Genomic DNA, 16,977 nt, shown 5'->3' with positions numbered 1-16,977 from the left:
GCAATATGGAACTATCTTCTTCCTGGACATTCGTTTTATTCAGTTTGGCATTTGTCGCCCTGATCGCCGGAGCGTTGCTCGGATTCGTTATCGGGTACAGGACGGGAGGCAGGCGGGAGCGTTTCCGCCTGGCAAAGGAAAAACTGAAACGGAATAAAGAAGCTGTCTGCCGCTGGCAGAAGGAGCGGTACGAATATGCCAGGCAGGTGAAACGCCTGGAAGAAGACCTGTTGCATTTGACGACCGAATCGGAACAATACAAGGAACAGATGTCCGACCTGGAGTTCTACCGGCAGAAATTGCGCGATAGCGAGCGGATCATTTCCTCTTTGTCGTCTGAAACCGCCGACCTGCCCGATACGAGTGTCTTGCCCCTGCTGGTCCAGTTAAAGGAAGACCCGCTCCATACGAATCTCACCCGCGAGGAATGGAACGATCTGTTTCATCTGACAGATCTCCTTTTCAACCATATCCTGACCGATATGAAGGAGAAGCAAGGGATCACCCGCCACGAGCAGGAAATCTGTTGCCTGGTCAAGTGGAACTTCTCGCGGAAGGAGCAACTCGCCGTCTTCAATAATACATCCGAAGCCCTGACGAAGTCGAAAAACCGGTTGAAGAAGAAGCTCCGGCTGGACGAGAAGGCCGATTTGGATCAATTTATCCGTCTTTATTAAGGACCGGAAGGAGGCGGATTGTCCGTCAAAAGGGAGGATAGAGGCTGTTTGTCTTGTTTATGTGCTTGTTGTTTAGTCGGTTAATAAGCCGGGCGTTTGTCCGGCATCCTTTCTTTTCCTTCCTTCCCTTTTTCTCTACCTTTGCGTTGTGTGAATTTGATTTTTAAGTAAACCTAATGAGTGAATGACATGAGAACACGATCTTTATTACTTTTGATCCTGATCGCCCTGGCGGGCGTCACGGCTTGCAACCGGCCATCCAAACCGGCTAAACAGTCCATCTTTATGAAACGGGCGACCGGTTTTGCATATGAAGTGCTGGTTGTAATGGACAAGAATACGTGGAAAGGGGAAGCCGGACAGCTTCTGTACGACCAGTTGACGGCGCCTATACCGGGGCTGCCCCAGAATGAGCCGGCTATGCGGGTGACGTATGCCGAGCCGTCGCAGTTTGACGGCCTGTTGCAGTACGTCCGTAACATCATCCGTGTCCGGATCGACGAATCCCTTTACACAAAGGTATCCGTGCATAAGGAAAAGGACCGGTGGGCTGACGGACAGGAGGTGGTGACGATAAATGCGCCTTCCTCCCGGCTTTTGGCTGAATACCTGGCGGAGCAGGGCCCACTGCTGGTTGCCTGGTTGGGAGAGAAGGAGCGGGAACGTGCCGCCGGTTATCTGGAAAGTTCGCATAGCGTCTGGGTGAATGACAAAGTGAGGGCGCGTTTCCATGCGCAGTTGTATGCACCCGAAGAGATGTGTTCTTATAAGGATACGACGGACTTCTTTTGGGCGACCGATCATGGCGTGCGGGGACGGATCGATATGGTCGTGTATAGTTTCCCGTATGTCAGCGACCGCACTTTCACGTTGGATTATCTGGTTGCCATGCGCGATTCCGTTTTGGGAGAACATATACAGGGCGCGTTCCCCGGTTCTTACATGACGACCGTGAAGCGTTTTTCTCCTTCTTATGAAGCGATCTCCCGGAATGGCGAATATTGCGGCGTGGTGAGAGGCTTGTGGGAGATGGAAGGCGACATGATGGGCGGACCGTTTGTCAGCCATGCCCGTCTCGACCCGAAGAACCAGCGGGTTGTCGTGGCGGAAACCTTCGTCTATGCCCCGAATACGGAAAAGGCGAAACTGATCCGGCGGGCGGAAGCGTCGCTTTATACGTTTTGTTTGAATTGACAGGTGGATACTTTAAATTTAAGATGATTATGTTCAAACTCTATCTGAAAATCGCTTTCCGCAATATGTGGAAATACAAGACGCAGTCGCTGACCGGTATTTTCGGATTGGCATTCGGACTTGCCTGCTTCGTACCGGTCCTTTATTGGATGCGTTACGAGACGTCTTACGACGGTTTTTACCCGGAAGCGGAGCATATCTATCGTGTTTATGCCGTAGATAAACAGTCCGGCAATGTGAACAAAAGCCTTTCGAAAGTGTATGAGAAGGCATTGCACGAGCAGTTCCCGGCTGTAGAAGCCTCCGCCGTTTGTATAACCGGGCAGGAGGAGAACTGCCGTACCGATCATGTCCCGTATGTCCGGTTGCGCATGCTTTATGCCGAGAACGCTTTCTTCGATGTCTTCCCGCAGAAGTTTGTTTGCGGCGATGCCGAACGTCCGCTACAGGTCATAGATAATATCGTGCTTACGGAAACGATGGCTGCACGCTTGTTCGGCGATCCGGAAAAAGCGGTCGGGCAACAGGTGCAGAATACGATCCGGGCGGATTGGCCGCCCTATACGGTCACGGCGGTGGTGAAAGACCCGCCGGCCAACTCGAATTTCTCGTTCGACGCGATTATTTACAGCAATATGGTCAAGCACTTTGCCGAAATAGATGAAAAACAACAGTGGGGCTTTTTCATCTTTGATTTGTATGTGAAGCTGAATCCTCATGCGGATGCCGGGGCGTTGGCAGGACAGGTGCGTGAGTTGGCTTCCCGGTCGGGGACTAACCCCAATGTCGAGTTGCGGATGTTGCCCATCGGCGATATCCGTCACCACCTGAACTCGGATGCGCCTTTTACGCTGAACTTTATTGGTCTGTTTGTCGCCTCCGGGATCTTGCTGCTGTTATCTACGATATTCAATTTCTTGAACTTGCATCTCGACTTTTTCCGCCAACGCCTCCGGGAGTTGCATTTGCGCATCGTGAACGGAGCTACGGGAGGCCAGCTGATCCGACAGATGGTTTTCGAACTGGCTTGTTCGATCCTGATCGCTTTCTTGCTGGCTTGTTTCCTGATACTGCTTGTCCGTCCCGCCTTTTCAGGATTGTTGGACATTGAAATAGGGGTGTCGCGATTGGTTCTGTTCTTCCTGGCTTGCAGTGCCGTATTGCTGGCCTTGATACTGCTTGTCGGTGTTGTCGCTTTTTGGCGGTTAAGCCGTTTAGCCATGCTGCCTGCGTCGGAAAGGGAGAATACGCGGCAACCGGTGTTGAGGCGGATGGCTGTCACCTTGCAGCTTGCGGTCAGTGTCGTGTTTATCCTTGCCGCATCCGTCGTGATGATGCAGATGCGTTTTGTCAGTCACAAAGATTTGGGGTTTGACCGTAACGGAGTCGTGCAGTTGTCCGGGTTCCAGGATTATTCGGGAAAAGTGGAAGCTGCCTTGATAGACAAGTTGAAGGCGGTCCCCCAGGTCGAAACCCTGACCGATGCTTATTTCGAACCTCGCCATGAGGTATTGCCCTATTGCCTGTCGAACCGGGTGGAATGGCCGGGGGAGCAATCGTCTGCGAACAGCTCTTTTTATCTGATTCCCGCAGACGAGCGTTTTGCCTCGACGTTCCGCTTGAAACTGCTTCATGGGAAGTGGTGGGAGGAAGGGCAGATGCGAAAGGTGGTCCTCAACGAGGAGGCGGTCCGCGTGATGGGGCTTCGCGATCCGGTGGGGACGATCATCCGCATGCCTGTGTTCGAAGAGGATTCCGTTGCCGATTATGAAGTGGCGGGCGTGGTGAAAGACTTCCATTTGTTGTCGCTTCGCAACCGCATCCAACCTGCACTTTTCTTTCCTTCGACACGGTTGTTCAATCTCTTGTACCTGCGTGTTGTTCCCGGACAGGAGATGGAGGCGATCCGCCGGGTGATGGAGATCCTTCCCGAAGTCGACGTCACGTTGGCTGATGCCCGTTTGACACCGATAGGTGATTTGTATGACCGCCTTAACCGCTCGGAGCAGGTCGGCCTGAAGATGTTTTCCGTCCTGGCGGTCGTTTGCCTGCTGATCTCGTTGTTCGGCATTTATGCCGTGGCTTCTGCCGCCACGCAGCGTCGCCGTAAAGAGATTGCCATCCGCAAGGTGGTCGGCGCCGAAGCCGGAACGATCGTCCGCATGTTCTTCCGCGAATATACGCTGCAAGTGTTCATGGCCGCTGTCTTTGCACTCCCGCTGTCCTACTTTGCCATGAACAACTGGCTGCAAGGATATGCCTATCGCACGGATATCCCCGGATGGCTGCTGGCGGGGGTACTCACGGGAGTGGTGGCGGTGGTGCTGCTTACCGTATTGGGGCAGGTGTTGAGGGCGGCCAACGGTAATCCGGCGGAGGTGGTGAAGAGCGAGTGAAGAAGAGATGTTTATCGATACTCCAAATAACTGTCTTTCCCGAAATATAGCCTGATGCTTTCCCCTTCTTGCTTGAAAGAAGATATTTTTTTGAGATAACCGAGATACATCGATTCTGCTTCGCTATACGGGGAGATACAGGCAAGTTCGGTCATTATCAGGTCTTCGATGATGAACCGGCCATTGTCGGCATTATACCTGTAGTTCCCCTGGATGCTGTTGCACACGGCATTGCCTTCGAATGTCAGGTCTTTTTTGAGGATCAATGAGGGTGCTATCTTCGTCGGATATTCGACTTCCGTGCCGTTTTCTACGGTCTTGGCCAGCGTGCAAGAGATTTCCATCCCTTCTTCGTTCCACTCGTCCGAATCGTCGCACCCGAACCCGACCGCCATGCCGAACAGCAGCAGGGCGATTTTGAATAATGATTGTAAAACAGTCGTTTTCATACGATTTGAGATTTATGTGAATAATAAGTTTGTAGTTATCGATCGAGTAGGTGTCCATCTACTCGATCGATAGATGCCCACCTACTCGACTGAAAGATGCCCGCCTACTCGACTGAAAGACGCCCACCTACTCGACGAGTAGGAAAATGCCGGTTAGAGTTCTCCCGGTCTTTCTTCTTCGCCACCGCCACCGCTACTTGGTACTTCACCGATGTAAAGGGGAGTGTATATCAATGTGCGGGGAGATTTCAGGAGTGTGTTGTTGTTGCTGTAATACGTCTCGATCTCCAGCCGGTACGTTCCTTCGGGCAAGCTGGCCGGAACGACCAGTATGATGCGTTTCGGTTCGTTGATCGAAGTCGAAGCGACCGTTGCCGCCACCGCGTCCGTTTCGGCATTGACGAACTTGATGCTTCCGATGTCCGACCCGTCGGCGTTGAGGCTGCGGATCTTCTTGCCCGTGATGTCGATCGTGTTGCCCGGTGTCATGAACCCGTCCGTGCGTCCGGTGGCCGAGTCGGTCACCAGGCCGATGCGTGCGCCGCCCGAGTCGAGCACGTTGCCGGAGAATACGGGTACTACCGTTTCCAGTTCCTTGCGGAATGCCGATGAGGGGTTGATGTTCACATACGGTTTCTGTTTGGAGGGATCTACCACGCCGTCCGTCCCGACGAACGAGCCGGGCAGGGCCGGTGCGTAGAGCGTGGATCCGGTGTTGACGGTGTTGCCTTGGCAAACCGATTCGATGATTTTCTTGTCATACAGGGTGATGACGCCGATGACCGTCTCGCGGTTGTAGGCCGTTTCCTTTACGATGTCGTCGGCGAGGTTGTCGACCGTCTTCGGGAGGAGGGTTTTCACTGTGGCGGTGTAGTCGTTCGTCACATCTTTTGTCAGAAGGTTTTCGGCGAGGTCGAAGAACCATTTGTAGCTTTTTGTTGCCATATCGTTTGTATTTATGTTGAAGGCAAACTTACCTTTTTATATTGGATTATGGCTTTGAATATCAATATATTTATTATGTTGTTCAACACGTAAGCGGAGTGGGAGGCGGTTGATGGGCGTGACATGTGGTAGGGCGGAGAGGCGGGACTGTTCCGTCCGGCCGGAATCCTCTGGAAAGTGTCTAATATATTTACACCGCTGTCAAATAATTAGACACTTCTGATGGCCTTGCGTTGTTGCAATGTGTTGTATATTATATGATTATGCGTATTGGCATGTTTTTTGCTCTTGTTTCAAGAGTCGTAACTTTAATTAGATGGCATTATGCTTGCACTTTATCTGAAAATCGCTTTCCGCAATATGTGGAAATTCAAGACGCAGTCGCTGACCGGTATTTTCGGGTTGGCCTTCGGACTTGCCTGTTTCGTCCCGGCGCTCTATTGGTTGCGTTACGAGACGTCGTATGATAGTTTCTATCCTGATGCTGACCGCATTTATCGTGTTTACTCGTTTGACAAACAGGCCGGCAAGACAAACGATATGGTTTCGGGCATTCTGGACCGGAAACTGCATGACCGGTTTCCTGCCATGCAGACCTCTACCGTCTTTTTTATCGATCAAAATGACTGCAAGACCGAAGGGACGCCCTATGTCCGATTGCTTACGCTTTTTACGGACAGCGCTTTTTTAGATGTTTTTCCGCAGACGATCGTGAGTGGCGACGCCTGGCATCCGTTGCAGGTCGCCAATAATATGATCCTGACGGAGACGGTTGCCGTACGTTTGTTCGGGGACGTGGAAAAGGCTGTCGGACAGTCCGTAAAAAGTACAGGCCTAACTCAATATGATCCGCCTTATACCGTTACGGCAGTCATTAAGGATCCTCCAGCCAACACTAATTTGTCGTTCGAGGCTATTCTTTCGCATGAGCAGATAAAGATGCACAAGACCTTTGTGGATGAATCCGGGAAGGCGATATGGAATTTTGCCTCTTTACAGATGTATGCGAAATTGCCTCCTTATACGGATGTCGGTCGCCTTGCCGGTCAATTGCGTGATTATCCTTCGCGGTCACTGGCGAACGAGAATGTCGAAATACGGATGTTGCCGATAGGGGACGTACGCTACCGGCTGAAGGATGAGTCTCCGTTTACACTGAATTTCATACGTTTGTTCGTTGTCGCCGGAATGTTGTTGCTTTTCAGCGCCTTGTTTAACTTCCTGAATCTGCATCTTGATCTTTTTCGTCAACGCATGCGCGAGTTGCGTCTGAGGGCTGTGAATGGAGCGTCGGGCGGCCAGCTTATCGGGCAAATGTTGTTTGAGTTGACTTGTGCTATCTTTTTGGCTTTGCTTCCGGCCTGCTATTTGGTGGTGGCTGTCAATCCGGTCTTTTCCGGATTGCTGGGGATTTCGATGGAGATGCCGCGGGTATTAGGGCTTTTTGCCCTCTGCGGAGTAGGAGTGATGCTATTGGTGCTCCTTGTCGGTTCTGTCCTTTTTTGGCGGTTAAGCCGGTTGGCCGTCCGGCCGCGGGCGGAAAGGAAGACGACCGGGCAATTGGGCTTGCAGCGCGTAGCCGTTACCTTGCAACTGGCTGTCAGTATCCTGTTTATTGTCGCTGCGTGGGTGGTGATGTTGCAAATGCGTTTCGTCAATCACAAGGATCTGGGGTTCGATCGCAATGGGATTGTCTATTTGTCCGGCATACAGCTTTTTATTAATGAGGATGTGCGGGCGGCCTTATTGAAGGAGCTGGCTTCGATCCCGCAAGTCGGGAATGTGACGGATACCTATTTTACGCCGAAGCACAGCGCGACTCCTTCCGACATAAAAACGGATATCGAATGGCCGGGGAAGGCGCAATCCGAAAAATCGGCATTCTGTGTCGTGCCGACCGACAGCCGGTTTGCCGAAACCTTCAAGGTCAGCATGCTTCAAGGCGAATGGTTGGGTGAAGGCGGAGAGCGTAACGTCGTGCTCAACGAGGAAGCTGTCCGGGCGATGGGGCTTGAGGAGCCGGTGGGCACCGTTATCCGCATGACATTGAACGAGCCGGAAGAATACCGGGTGGTCGGTGTCGTGAAGGATTTCCATCTCTTTTCGCTTCGTAGCCGCATTCTTCCAACGATCTTCTTCCCATCGGTTTATCCGACAAACAGTCTGTATGTCCGTGCTGTGCCGGGGCAGGAGCAGGAGGCGATCCGGCGGATAAACGCAGTGTTGCCCGCGATAGATGCCTCTTTTGTAGATGTTCGTCCGGTACGGTTAAGCGAGATGTATGACCGTCTGAATTATTCGGAGCAAGCCGGCTTGAAGATGTTTTCCGTCCTGGCGGTCGTTTGCCTGCTGATCTCGTTGTTCGGCATTTACGCCGTAGCCTCAGCCGCCACGCAGCGCCGGCGCAAGGAGGTAGCTGTCCGTAAGGTGGTGGGGGCCAGGGTGGGCGATATCATCCGCATGTTCTTCCGTGAATATACGGTGCAGGTGATGCTTGCCGGAGCGGTCGCGCTCCCGTTGGCTTACATCGCCATGAGCCGTTGGCTGCAAGGGTATGCCTACCGTACGGACATCCCTTGGTGGTTGTTGGCCGGCGTGATAACGGGAGTGGTCGCGGTGGTGCTCCTTACCGTGCTGGGGCAAGTGTTGAGGGCGGCCAACAGTAATCCGGCGGAGGTGGTGAAAAGCGAATAGCGTCTATCACAAGCGCCGCGCCGTCACGTCCCTAAACCTTCATTTCGAATGTCTTCACCTTCTCCGGCACATACCCTGTGCGGATGCGCCATTCCTGCGGGTAGAGGTTGTTGGCACGGTTGCCGAGATGTTTGGCGAAGCCGAGCGGGAAACCTTTGTGACAGACCAGAACATAGCCTTTTTCGGTGCTGTCGGGGAGGAGAAGGGCTTCTTTTTTCAGATACCGGATGGCGTCCTCCCAATCGAGGTCGACCGTAGGAAAAGCCTCCCGGCGCAGGGCCGTGCTGAGTGCCAGCTCTTCGGCGGGGATGAAGTCCTTTCCTTTGGCTTCGCCCATGCAGATCCCGGCCGAAAGAATGCGCAGGTGCTCGCAAAGCAGGGGATATACGTCTCGGACGGGTTCGGGGAGCATCCGGAGGTAACTTCCGCTCCATTCGGGTGCGAAGGAGGTGGTGTCCGACAGATAGGTTCTGGCTGCTTCCGGGACGGCAGGAACTGTTTTTCCCTTTTCTTTTTTATTCTTGTTTTTGAACCGGATCTCCTCCGTCTCGCCGTCCGCTTTGCGCAGGGCGGCGAGGAAGAAACCTTCGCCCCTGGTCTTGTGCGGGAAAAAGCGGTAGACCGGATGGTCGTATTTGAGCGGGCCGGTGATCTGCCATTCGTCCTTCACGGGGATGGGCAGTGCTTCGGCTCCCAATTCTTCCGTTATATGATGGACGTTCTCTTCATCCTCCTCCGTGTTGTAGGTACAGGTGCTGTAGATCAGCAGACCGCCGGGTTTCAACGCGTTCCAGATGTCGTGGATGATGCGGCGCCCGCGTCCGGCACAGAGCGCGACGTTCGCGACGCTCCATTCGCCTGTGCTGTCGGTATCTTTGCGGAACATGCCTTCGCCGGAACAGGGCACGTCGGCGACGATCACATCAAAGAAATGCGTAAGGCGCCCGATCTCTTCCGGGTCGTTGCCGGTCACGATGCAATTCGGATTTCCCCACTTGGCGATATTTTCCGCCAGTATATGGCTCCGGCTGCGGATCACCTCGTTGCTGACCAGCAGGCTGCCTTCCGGCAGGCAAGCCGCCAGATGGGTCGATTTGCCTCCGGGAGCAGCGCATAGGTCGAGACACCGGACAGGCGTTTTCACATGGCTGCGGATCGCCTGTCCGAGAAACATGGAGGAGGCTTCCTGCACGTAGTAGGCGCCGGCGTGGAAGAGCGGGTCGAAGGTGAACGAAAGCCTTTCGGGCAGGTAATAGCCTGTCTCGCACCAGGCCACCCGTTCGCACGGCGCACCGGCCGTCGACGGAGCAGGAGTGCCTTTCTTCTCGTTGATACGGATACTGACGGGGACATCGGCCTGCAACGCCGCTTCGAAACTGTCGAACTCATTTCCCAGCAATGCACGGGTACGTGTGATAAAATCTATCGGAAGTGCCATCTCTTTTCGCTTGTTTTCGGCAAAAATACTACTTTTGCATTAAGATTTATGATTTATGATTTATGATTTATGGCAATGCCGCCCTTTTTATCATGATCACGGATCATAAATCATAAATCATAAATCATAAATTCATGTCCGCTCTCTATCTCATCCCTGTCACGCTTGGCGACGTCGAACATCGCCGGGTCCTTCCCGAATACAACCGGGAGGTCATCCTTTCCATCCGTCATTTCATTGTCGAAAATGTACGTACGGCACGCCGTTTCCTGAAAAAGACGGAGCCTTCGATCGTGATTGACGATCTTGTCTTTTATGAATTGAACAAGCATACGTCGGCCGAAGCCGTTGCCGCTTATCTGGCTCCTTTGGCGAAGGGCGAGTCGGTCGGCGTGATCTCGGAGGCCGGCTGCCCGGCGATTGCCGATCCGGGGGCGGATGTGGTGGCGATCGCACAGCGTAAAAATTACAAGGTGGTTCCGCTGGTCGGCCCTTCTTCGATCCTGATGTCGGTGATGGGCTCCGGCTTTAACGGGCAGAGCTTTGCCTTTCACGGCTATCTGCCGATCGACGCTTCGCAGCGTACGAATGCGATCAAGAAGCTGGAAGGGCGCATCTATTCGGAGAACCAGACGCAGCTGTTCATCGAAACGCCTTACCGCAATAATAAATTGGCGGAGGAGTTGATCCGCACGTGCCGTCCTTCGACCAAATTGTGCATTGCTTCGAATATCACTTGCGAAGACGAATATATCCATACGCGTCCCGTCAAAGAATGGGCCGGAAAGGTCCCCGATCTGAGCAAGAAACCGACAATCTTCTTAATCTATAAATAAATGGCAGCTTATCAGGCACACGAAACAGCCGTTATCGATCCCGGATGCACGATCGGCGACGGCACGCGCATCTGGCATTTTTCCCATATTATGCCGGGGTGTACAATCGGTCGGAATTGCAATATCGGACAGAATGTCGTGATTTCTCCGCAGGTCGTCTTAGGAAGTAATGTGAAGGTGCAGAACAATGTTTCCGTCTATACCGGCGTGACTTGCGGGGATGACGTCTTTTTAGGACCCAGCTGCGTTTTTACAAATGTGGTCAATCCCCGCAGTGCCGTTTCCCGTAAAGACCGATATTTGAAGACACATGTCGGCAAAGGAGCTTCTATCGGTGCGAATGCAACGATCGTTTGCGGGCATACGATCGGCGAATATGCCATGATCGGCGCAGGGGCCGTGGTCACCAAAGATATTCCGCCTTATGCTTTGGTGGTCGGCAACCCTTCCCGTCGGATCGGTTGGGTAAGCGAGTACGGGCATCGCCTCTCCTTCAATGAAAAAGGTATCGCCACATGCCCGGAGAGCAACCAGCAATACCTGTTAGAGGAGGGCGTCGTAACGCGTATTTCGTAGGGGCGAGGTCGTTCGCCCCCGGAATAGGTATGATGGAGGTTCAATATTCGCCGTTGAACCATCTCTTTCCTTTCGGAGTCCGGATGAAGATAAGGAAAATAAGACAAGCTAATGAGATTGTCCCAAACAGAATTGATAATAATATGGTTTCTAACATGATTACTCCTTTCCTTTTTTGTATAGGATGAATCCTACAGTTGTTAATGCTATGACTGTTATGCATCCACCTGCAAAAATAGCGATTTTGTTCATTTCTGCATTTATGATCATCGTTAATATTATACCGCCGAAAACTAATTTGGAGAGGTCCAATGTGTATTGTCCGGCTTCTATATAGATTGCTTTTAATACTTTGGGAGAGATTCCTTTTGGCTGTTTCTTCTTGTGGGAAGAGGGATTTTTGGGGATTTGTTTCATAGTTGTTCTGATTAGATATGAATGATGGCGTAAAGATAAGTAAAAATCCTTACGCCATCTATTTTATCGGAGTAAATATCTTTAGCAAGCCTTGAAGCTCATATCCAGCCCCTTGACAGAGTGTGTCAGGGCTCCGACCGAGATATAATCCACACCGCATTCGGCATAATCGCGAAGTGTGGCGAATGTGATGCCACCCGAAGATTCCAGCTCATAACGTCCGGCAACCATTTCGACGGCTTTCTTCGTATTCTCGATATTGAAGTTGTCCAGCATGATACGGTCGATACCGCCGACACGCATTGCTTCCTGCAACTCGTCGAAGTTACGAACCTCGATTTCGATCTTCAAATCCTTGTTTTTCTCTTTCAGATACTGGTGGCAACGTGTGATGGCCGCTTCGATACCGCCGGCAAAGTCCACATGGTTGTCCTTCAGCAAAATCATATCGAACAACCCGATACGATGGTTGACGCCGCCACCGATTTTAACCGCTTCTTTCTCGACCATGCGCAGGCCCGGAGTCGTTTTACGCGTATCCAGCACGCGTGTTTTCGTCCCTTCCAATGCCTTGACATATTTGCGTGTCGTGGTCGCAATACCGCTCATGCGCTGCATGACGTTGAGCATCAGGCGTTCGGTTTGCAACAAAGACTGTACCTTGCCTTCGACTACAAAAGCGATATCGCCTTTCTTCACTTCGGCTCCGTCGTGGATGAATGTCGTCATTTTCAGATCCGGATCGAATGTATGGAAAATACGTTCAGCCATTTCGACACCGGCCAATACGCCGTCTTCCTTCACGATCAGCTGGCTCTTCCCCATTTCCGTTGCCGGAATGCAACATAAAGTCGTATGGTCGCCATCACCTATATCTTCTGCAAATGCCAGGCGGATCAGTTCCGCAATCAGTTGTTCTTTTGTCTCTTGTACGTTCATGTTACTGTTGATTTATGATTTATGATTTATAATTCGAATTATATGCGACAAGGCATAAATCATAAATTATAAATCATAAGATCTTTTTATTCAATTCTGATAGACTGTATAATCGCTTTGTTCCCTTCTGCACGGTATGTCACGTTTACACGATATTCACCGGATGAAGTAGGCAGTTTGCCGACAAAGAAACCATTCTCTTTTTTATCAGCATGATGGACGACTGTGAATCCTGTCGGCTTGTTCCCTCCGAAGAAGGCATTCAGCATTGAAACAGCGTCGTTTGCGTTGCACTTTTTGGATGAACCCGGTAGGGCCATGTCGACTTCCTTGTCCATTGATCCGCTGAGCGACGAGGCGTTGCCTCCTTTAAAAGCGTTCGATATCGGAAGGATATCGGCGGCCATTACACTCAGAACCGAGAGAACCAATGCCAACGTCAGAAATAATCGTTTCATAAACTTTCTCCTCTTTTTGTGAGTATTATCGTGCAAAGGTATGTATTTTTTCCTGTAATTTAGCGTCCTCAATCTCTAAAATGTAAACGAATGAAAATTGCACTGATTGTGATCGGCAAGACGGATGCCGGCTATTTTGTGGAAGCGATCAATGAGTACAAGAACCGCTTGGTTCATTATATTCCTTTTGAAATGGAAGTGATCCCTGATATCAAGAACGCCAAGAATCTTTCCGAATCCCAACAGAAAGAGAAGGAAGGCGAGTTGATTCTGAAAACATTACAACCGGGCGACTATTTGGTTTTGTTGGATGAGAAAGGAAAAGAGTTCACCTCGATGCAGTTTTCCGCCTATATAGAAAGAAAGACGCATACGGTCCCGAAGCGCCTGGTTTTTGTTGTCGGTGGCCCGTATGGCTTCAGCGATGCCGTTTATAAGTCCGCCGTTGAGAAAATATCTTTAAGCAAAATGACTTTTTCCCACCAGATGATCCGCCTGATCTTTATCGAGCAGATCTATCGGGCGATGACAATTCTGAATAACGAACCCTATCACCACGAGTAGTGTGCCAATGAAAATGCAAACTGTTGCTATCTTCATTGGCACATTATTTATTCCCTTGTTTTCTGTATTAGCAAGTAATCGAGCAGTGTCATTGCCGTCATTGATTCGACAATGGGGACAGCTCGGGGTAAAACGCACGGATCATGGCGTCCGCGAGCTTTCAGGATCGTGTCCTCGCCTTCCATATTGACGGTTTCCTGTTCCATCAGGATGGTAGCAACCGATTTGAAGGCGACACGGAAATAAATATCCTGTCCGTTCGAGATGCCGCCCTGTATGCCTCCGGAATGATTCGTGTGCGTGTTGATGTGTCCGTTGTCATTGAAGAAACGGTCGTTCCGTTCCGATCCGCGATATAAGGCCGCTTCGAAGCCGTCGCCATACTCGAAACCTTTTACGGCATTGATTGTCAACATAGCATGTCCCAATACCGCATGTAGCTTTCCGAATACCGGTTCGCCCAAACCGACGGGAACTCCCTGTGCCACGCAAGTGATTACGCCGCCGATCGTATCTCCTTTGGATTTCACCTCGGCGATCAAAGCCTCCATTTCTGCGGCGGTCGCCGGGTCCGGACAACGTACGGCCGTGTCTTCCGCCTTGCTTAGGTCGTAGTCCATATACGAGCCGCTTAGTCGGATGTTTCCGACCTGCGAAGTAAATGCCTGGATCCGGATACCTTTCTGGCGAAGAGCCAGTTTGGCAATTGCTCCGGCTACGCAACGGGCGATCGTTTCACGTGCCGATGAACGTCCGCCGCCGCGCGGGTCGCGGATTCCGTATTTGGTCTGGTAGGTGTAGTCGGCATGGGAAGGACGATAGACGCTCTTCATATTGTCGTAGTCGGCCGAGTGCTGGTTCTTGTTCCAGATGATGAAACCGATCGGAGTCCCTGTCGTTTTTCCTTCGTAAATACCGGAAAGGAACTGTACTTCGTCGTCCTCCTTGCGGGGAGTCGTGATTTTGGATTGTCCCGGTTTACGGCGGTTCAGTTCACTCTGGATAAAAGCCGTATCCAATTCGATACCGGCAGGGCATCCGTCTATTACGCCCCCGATGCCGGGACCATGCGATTCACCGAAAGAGGTCAGTCTGTAAATGTTTCCGAATGTATTCACTTGCATCCTCCGCATCCGCATCCACCTTCGTGTTTGTGGTCGCCGCAATCGCTTCCGCAATCTTCGCATCCGCAATCACATCCACCTGCCGGAGCAGAAAGGGCTGCGATTTCTTCAGCTGTCGGTTCGTGTACATCGATGACTTCACCGTTGAAATGCAGTGTTTCGCCTGCCAACGGATGGTTGAAGTCCATAACGACTACATCTTCTTTTACTTCTACTACAGTACCGTTCATGCGGTTACCGTTCGAGTCCATCATCGGGATCGTGTTGTCTTCTTTGACCATTTCCGAGTCGAACTTGCCGTCTACCTCGAAAATATTCTTCGGAAGATCCAGTACGTGTTCCTCCACATACTCGCCGTATGCATCAGCCGGAGCTATAGAGAAGTTAAATTTGTCGCCTACTTCCAGTCCTTTCAGAGCGTCTTCAAAAGCGGGGAGCATAGCGCCTGTACCAAAGATGAATTTCAGAGGTGTTTCGGCTGTTGCTCTTTCCATCAATTCGCGTTCTTCGCCTTCGCCTACGTTCAGATCGTAAGTAACTGCAACGAACTTATTTGCTGTAATTTTCATTTGTAATTGTATTTGTGATAAATAAAACGATGACAAATCTACGCATAATTTCCGACTTGTCTGCTTGGAAACCGTTATTTCTTGTCTATAACTTTCTTTAAAGTGTCTAAAGCCGAAGACAGGACGGAACGCGGACAACCGATGTTCAAACGCATATATCCTTCACCTCCGGGGCCGAACATGCTTCCGTCATTCAGCAATAAGCCGGCTTTATCCTGGAACAAGCTCACCAGTTCAGGCTGGCTTAGTTTCAAGTCACGGCAATCCAGCCATATGAGGAAAGAGGCCTGTGGTGGATAGACTTTGATCTTAGGGAGTTTGGATTTGCAATATTCATCTACGAAACGCACATTTTCCGTGATATACATCCGCATCTGTTGCAACCATTCGGCTCCGTATGTGTAAGCTGCTTCTGTTGCCGTATAGGCAAAGATCGTTCCGGCATTGAATTCTCCCGCTTCCATGAAGGAATAGAATTTTTCGCGTGTTTCCGCATTAGGAATGATCGAATAGGAGGTGACGATTCCGGCAATATTGAAGGTCTTGCTCGGAGCCATGAAAGTAATACTGCAATCGGCCGCTGTTTCTGAAACAGTCGCAAACGGATGATGCGTATATTGCGGATAAGCCATCTCCGCATGGATTTCATCGGAGATAACGAGTATATCGTGTCTGGCGCAAACCTCTGCCAGTTTGGCCAGCGTGTCTTTTCCCCAGACGATTCCCCCAGGATTATGAGGATTGCAAAGGATCAGAACTTTACAATGCTCATCGATAACCGATTCAAGATTCTCGAAATCCATCTCATAAGCGCCGTCTACCATTTTAAGCGGATTGTAAACAACCTCACGGTGCATGCTTTCCGGGACAATACGGAAAGGGTGGTAAACCGGTGGCTGGATAATGACTTTGTCGCCCGGTTGTGTGAAGCATTGCAAAACGAAACCGATTCCCTTTACGATGCCTGGGATGTAACTAAGCCATTCGCGGCGGATTTTCCAGTTATGTTTATAATGTACCCATTCGATGATGCTGTTATAATAGGAATCCGAATCGAATGTGTACCCGAAAATCTCATGCTCCAGGCGCTTCTTGATCGCGTTGACAATAAAGTCCGGTGTCCGGAAATCCATGTCGGCTACCCAAAGGGGGGTAAGGTTCTCATTCCCGAAACGTTCTTTCAGGTTATCGAACTTGACACAGTTCGTCCCCCTACGCTCGATGATTTCGTCAAAGTTGTATTGTTTCATTTGTATATAAGTTCTGAATTGACAGGGGTCAAAGATACTATTAAAAAATATTACCCTTGCGGGAAATTTGAAATAAATGGGCTGGAAAACTAAAATTCATGCGCTACTGTTTCGATTTGGACCAGCGGGTAATTAAGGAAACCGTACAATAAGTAGGCATATGACAATAAGTGTACCTGTTTTCGGGATTCGGGAGATGATATATGCTATTATAATAAGATGTGCGATTTTCCATTTAAGCTGTATGGTGAAAACAAGGCTGGTGTCGCTTGCTGAAAGTGTTAAACTGCAAGCCCATCTTGTTTCTTTGCTTGAGAAATGTAAGATAAATTGATATTTTTCTTTTAATTTCTTTGACGGTATGAATTATTGTTCTACATTTGCAGCGTCAAACAAAAATAAAGACGTAAGAAAAGATGATGAACAACGTATTGCATATTATTCTCGTGGT

General features: G+C 50.6%; 16 protein-coding genes. 7 read left to right on the top strand and 9 right to left on the bottom strand.

What is annotated here, in order from left to right; translation table 11 throughout:
• The first annotated feature begins 5 nt into the window (after nucleotides 1-5).
• The 3 genes from ACW6QF_RS07255 (at nucleotide 6) to ACW6QF_RS07245 (ending at nucleotide 4,267) form a co-directional block, all read left to right on the top strand.
• Nucleotides 6-677: a hypothetical protein gene (locus tag ACW6QF_RS07255; RefSeq protein ID WP_456087310.1), complete on the top strand. Its 672-nt coding sequence runs from the start codon at nucleotides 6-8 to the stop codon at nucleotides 675-677.
• 189 nt (nucleotides 678-866) lie between these two features.
• Nucleotides 867-1,871, top strand: a complete 1,005-nt coding sequence (locus tag ACW6QF_RS07250) for a DUF4837 family protein (RefSeq protein ID WP_456087309.1) — start codon at nucleotides 867-869, stop codon at nucleotides 1,869-1,871.
• Between the two features lie 29 nt (nucleotides 1,872-1,900).
• Entirely contained in the window at nucleotides 1,901-4,267 is a 2,367-nt protein-coding gene (locus tag ACW6QF_RS07245) for an ABC transporter permease (RefSeq protein WP_456087308.1), read from the top strand.
• An 11-nt stretch (nucleotides 4,268-4,278) separates the two neighbouring features.
• Here the strand turns inward: ACW6QF_RS07245 and ACW6QF_RS07240 are convergent, their stop codons facing one another.
• Together ACW6QF_RS07240 and ACW6QF_RS07235 are read right to left on the bottom strand one after the other, a co-directional pair.
• Nucleotides 4,279-4,716, bottom strand: coding sequence for an META domain-containing protein (locus tag ACW6QF_RS07240; protein WP_456087307.1), 438 nt, complete (start codon nucleotides 4,714-4,716; stop codon nucleotides 4,279-4,281).
• A 153-nt stretch (nucleotides 4,717-4,869) separates the two neighbouring features.
• Nucleotides 4,870-5,661: a DUF4469 domain-containing protein gene (locus ACW6QF_RS07235; protein WP_456087306.1), complete on the bottom strand. Its 792-nt coding sequence runs from the start codon at nucleotides 5,659-5,661 to the stop codon at nucleotides 4,870-4,872.
• A 324-nt stretch (nucleotides 5,662-5,985) separates the two neighbouring features.
• On the opposite strand from ACW6QF_RS07235, the gene ACW6QF_RS07230 reads away from it, so the two are divergent.
• Nucleotides 5,986-8,355, top strand: coding sequence for an ABC transporter permease (locus tag ACW6QF_RS07230; protein ID WP_456087305.1), 2,370 nt, complete (start codon nucleotides 5,986-5,988; stop codon nucleotides 8,353-8,355).
• 31 nt (nucleotides 8,356-8,386) lie between these two features.
• Here the strand turns inward: ACW6QF_RS07230 and ACW6QF_RS07225 are convergent, their stop codons facing one another.
• The gene (locus ACW6QF_RS07225) at nucleotides 8,387-9,793 is read right to left on the bottom strand and encodes a methyltransferase RsmF C-terminal domain-like protein (protein WP_456087304.1); all 1,407 of its coding nucleotides are present in this window, start codon (nucleotides 9,791-9,793) and stop codon (nucleotides 8,387-8,389) included.
• Between the two features lie 134 nt (nucleotides 9,794-9,927).
• Between ACW6QF_RS07225 and ACW6QF_RS07220 the strand changes: the two genes are divergently transcribed.
• Nucleotides 9,928-10,629, top strand: coding sequence for an SAM-dependent methyltransferase (locus tag ACW6QF_RS07220; RefSeq protein WP_456087303.1), 702 nt, complete (start codon nucleotides 9,928-9,930; stop codon nucleotides 10,627-10,629).
• A complete protein-coding gene (locus ACW6QF_RS07215) occupies nucleotides 10,630-11,205 on the top strand; it encodes an acyltransferase (protein WP_298549851.1) in 576 nt (191 codons plus the stop codon).
• 159 nt (nucleotides 11,206-11,364) lie between these two features.
• Here the strand turns inward: ACW6QF_RS07215 and ACW6QF_RS07210 are convergent, their stop codons facing one another.
• The 3 genes from ACW6QF_RS07210 to ACW6QF_RS07200 all read right to left on the bottom strand — a co-directional run bounded on the left by ACW6QF_RS07210 (nucleotide 11,365) and on the right by ACW6QF_RS07200 (nucleotide 13,019).
• Nucleotides 11,365-11,622, bottom strand: coding sequence for a DUF6722 family protein (locus ACW6QF_RS07210; RefSeq protein ID WP_456087302.1), 258 nt, complete (start codon nucleotides 11,620-11,622; stop codon nucleotides 11,365-11,367).
• A gap of 81 nt (nucleotides 11,623-11,703) precedes the next feature.
• Nucleotides 11,704-12,561, bottom strand: a complete 858-nt coding sequence (gene nadC, locus ACW6QF_RS07205) for a carboxylating nicotinate-nucleotide diphosphorylase (RefSeq protein ID WP_005634846.1) — start codon at nucleotides 12,559-12,561, stop codon at nucleotides 11,704-11,706.
• A gap of 86 nt (nucleotides 12,562-12,647) precedes the next feature.
• Entirely contained in the window at nucleotides 12,648-13,019 is a 372-nt protein-coding gene (locus tag ACW6QF_RS07200; protein ID WP_298549855.1) for a DUF4783 domain-containing protein, read from the bottom strand.
• A gap of 90 nt (nucleotides 13,020-13,109) precedes the next feature.
• Here ACW6QF_RS07200 and rlmH point away from each other — a divergent pair, with 90 nt between their 5' ends.
• A complete protein-coding gene (gene rlmH / locus ACW6QF_RS07195; protein WP_456087301.1) occupies nucleotides 13,110-13,583 on the top strand; it encodes a 23S rRNA (pseudouridine(1915)-N(3))-methyltransferase RlmH in 474 nt (157 codons plus the stop codon).
• A gap of 47 nt (nucleotides 13,584-13,630) precedes the next feature.
• On the opposite strand, the gene aroC is transcribed toward rlmH, so the two are convergent.
• From aroC to ACW6QF_RS07180, 3 genes are all read right to left on the bottom strand, one after another.
• Entirely contained in the window at nucleotides 13,631-14,701 is a 1,071-nt protein-coding gene (aroC, locus tag ACW6QF_RS07190; RefSeq protein ID WP_456087333.1) for a chorismate synthase, read from the bottom strand.
• Nucleotides 14,698-15,276 carry an FKBP-type peptidyl-prolyl cis-trans isomerase gene (locus ACW6QF_RS07185; RefSeq protein WP_298549857.1) on the bottom strand — a complete coding sequence of 193 codons (579 nt, stop codon included), beginning with the start codon at nucleotides 15,274-15,276 and terminating at the stop codon, nucleotides 14,698-14,700. Before ACW6QF_RS07185 ends, aroC begins: the two co-directional genes overlap by 4 nt.
• A 74-nt stretch (nucleotides 15,277-15,350) precedes the next feature.
• Nucleotides 15,351-16,526: a MalY/PatB family protein gene (locus tag ACW6QF_RS07180; protein WP_456087300.1), complete on the bottom strand. Its 1,176-nt coding sequence runs from the start codon at nucleotides 16,524-16,526 to the stop codon at nucleotides 15,351-15,353.
• Nucleotides 16,527-16,977 lie beyond the last annotated feature (451 nt).

The sequence above is a fragment of the Parabacteroides sp. genome (assembly GCF_977054455.1).
This window is presented reverse-complemented; position numbering and strand designations above follow the sequence as displayed.

Bases quoted from the DNA above. Each gene is read 5' to 3' on its own strand.
- ACW6QF_RS07255 (WP_456087310.1), top strand. From the start codon at position 6: ATGGAACTATCTTCTTCCTGGACATTCGTTTTATTCAGTTTGGCATTT.
- ACW6QF_RS07250 (WP_456087309.1), top strand. From the start codon at position 867: ATGAGAACACGATCTTTATTACTTTTGATCCTGATCGCCCTGGCGGGC.
- ACW6QF_RS07245 (WP_456087308.1), top strand. From the start codon at position 1,901: ATGTTCAAACTCTATCTGAAAATCGCTTTCCGCAATATGTGGAAATAC.
- ACW6QF_RS07240 (WP_456087307.1), bottom strand. From the start codon at position 4,716: ATGAAAACGACTGTTTTACAATCATTATTCAAAATCGCCCTGCTGCTG.
- ACW6QF_RS07235 (WP_456087306.1), bottom strand. From the start codon at position 5,661: ATGGCAACAAAAAGCTACAAATGGTTCTTCGACCTCGCCGAAAACCTT.
- ACW6QF_RS07230 (WP_456087305.1), top strand. From the start codon at position 5,986: ATGCTTGCACTTTATCTGAAAATCGCTTTCCGCAATATGTGGAAATTC.
- ACW6QF_RS07225 (WP_456087304.1), bottom strand. From the start codon at position 9,793: ATGGCACTTCCGATAGATTTTATCACACGTACCCGTGCATTGCTGGGA.
- ACW6QF_RS07220 (WP_456087303.1), top strand. From the start codon at position 9,928: ATGTCCGCTCTCTATCTCATCCCTGTCACGCTTGGCGACGTCGAACAT.
- ACW6QF_RS07215 (WP_298549851.1), top strand. From the start codon at position 10,630: ATGGCAGCTTATCAGGCACACGAAACAGCCGTTATCGATCCCGGATGC.
- ACW6QF_RS07210 (WP_456087302.1), bottom strand. From the start codon at position 11,622: ATGAAACAAATCCCCAAAAATCCCTCTTCCCACAAGAAGAAACAGCCA.
- nadC (WP_005634846.1), bottom strand. From the start codon at position 12,561: ATGAACGTACAAGAGACAAAAGAACAACTGATTGCGGAACTGATCCGC.
- ACW6QF_RS07200 (WP_298549855.1), bottom strand. From the start codon at position 13,019: ATGAAACGATTATTTCTGACGTTGGCATTGGTTCTCTCGGTTCTGAGT.
- rlmH (WP_456087301.1), top strand. From the start codon at position 13,110: ATGAAAATTGCACTGATTGTGATCGGCAAGACGGATGCCGGCTATTTT.
- ACW6QF_RS07185 (WP_298549857.1), bottom strand. From the start codon at position 15,276: ATGAAAATTACAGCAAATAAGTTCGTTGCAGTTACTTACGATCTGAAC.
- ACW6QF_RS07180 (WP_456087300.1), bottom strand. From the start codon at position 16,526: ATGAAACAATACAACTTTGACGAAATCATCGAGCGTAGGGGGACGAAC.